2 protein-coding genes and 1 pseudogene are annotated in these 1178 nt (G+C 55.4%); all 3 read left to right on the top strand.

What is annotated here, in order from left to right; all coding sequences use genetic code 11:
- Positions 1-171: 171 nt before the first annotated feature.
- Positions 172-558, top strand: coding sequence for a hypothetical protein (locus KIH86_RS25490; RefSeq protein WP_223088688.1), 387 nt, complete (start codon positions 172-174; stop codon positions 556-558).
- Between the two features lie 2 nt (positions 559-560).
- Complete coding sequence (locus KIH86_RS25485; RefSeq protein ID WP_223088689.1) at positions 561-926, top strand: hypothetical protein; 366 nt, start codon at positions 561-563, stop codon at positions 924-926.
- A 3-nt stretch (positions 927-929) separates the two neighbouring features.
- A pseudogene (locus tag KIH86_RS25480) lies at positions 930-1178 on the top strand (zonular occludens toxin domain-containing protein); the annotation flags it as partial.

Raw genomic sequence — 1178 nt, 5'->3', positions numbered from 1 at the left:
CTGCAGGAGCTGCCAGGCTTCGAAAATGTATACGAAAGGGAGTTTGTCAGATGGAGGGAGTATTCGGCTACTTTGTAGCCATTGGGTCCGGATTGGCGACCGGGGTCGCCCTGGTGTTTGTTCCGGCGGCATGGCTGTACAACAAAATCCTGCGGAAAGGTGGCAAAACCGATGCTAGGACTAGCAAAGCAAGAACCGTATGAGCCGCAAGATACGCTAATGATTTACAAGGACGAGGACGGAACGGCCGACGTTGCGACCGTGATCGACGTTAACGATGAACGGCTGTACGCCGAGAACGCCATAACCTCCTATACAATCCCGGTCGGCCAGTATAAGACCTATACCGGACGTAAGGGCCGCATATTTGTGGTAGGCGCTCCCCTGGATGCTGTATCGGACTATCAGCGGATCGCAGCGCTCGAGCGCAGCACGGTATTGCGGCAGATCACTCATTACCAGGGAGATCCGCCGGAACCGGTCCGCAAGCCTATCGGACGGTACATCCTGATTGGTCTGGCTGTCATGGTGTTCTTGATCATCCTTAAGGCGGTGTAGGCATGGGATCTAACGCAGCAGCCTACAACAACGCCGACACCATCCAAAAAGTAATCAATGACGACCTGTTCCCGTCCGTCGCCAGCGTATCGGACGTCAAGCAGGTCCTGGAGTTTATGACCGACTATGCTGCTCCATTGTCGGAGGAGCAAATCCGGGCGATCCTGCTCCTGGAGCATCTAGGCGCTAACGAGCGGTTGCATGGCAAGGTCAATCCGTACTCCTGGATCATCAAAGACATAACCGGCAAGCACAAGCGGGCCGTAAGCCGCACGGAAACGTTCTTACGCACAATCGAAGAACTGATCCCCAAGCCGCCTAAGCCGATCATATTTGCTGACGGGCGACCAATGAAAGGCAGGGGGTAGCGCATGCCGCATACCATCGTCATTACGGGTAACCTTGGGGCGGGAAAAACGACCATGGCCAGCATGATGGCCTGGCTGTATAAGATCAAGGTTGAACAGCTTGGCGGGTCGATTGAGTTGTTCGCGAATTACGATCTGGACGGAGCAGAGCGCTTGGCCGTCGCGGAGGATTGGTTTAGAGTTGCGGCAGCTCACGGCAGCGTGTGTGTGTGGGACGAGGCCCACCGCAATTTTAACAGCCGTACATCCCTC

Source organism: Paenibacillus sinensis, assembly GCF_019904155.1.
GTDB classification, from domain to species: domain Bacteria; phylum Bacillota; class Bacilli; order Paenibacillales; family Paenibacillaceae; genus Paenibacillus_AQ; species Paenibacillus_AQ sinensis.
Note: the sequence above shows the minus strand (reverse complement) of the source record. Positions and strands in the feature narration are given on the sequence as shown.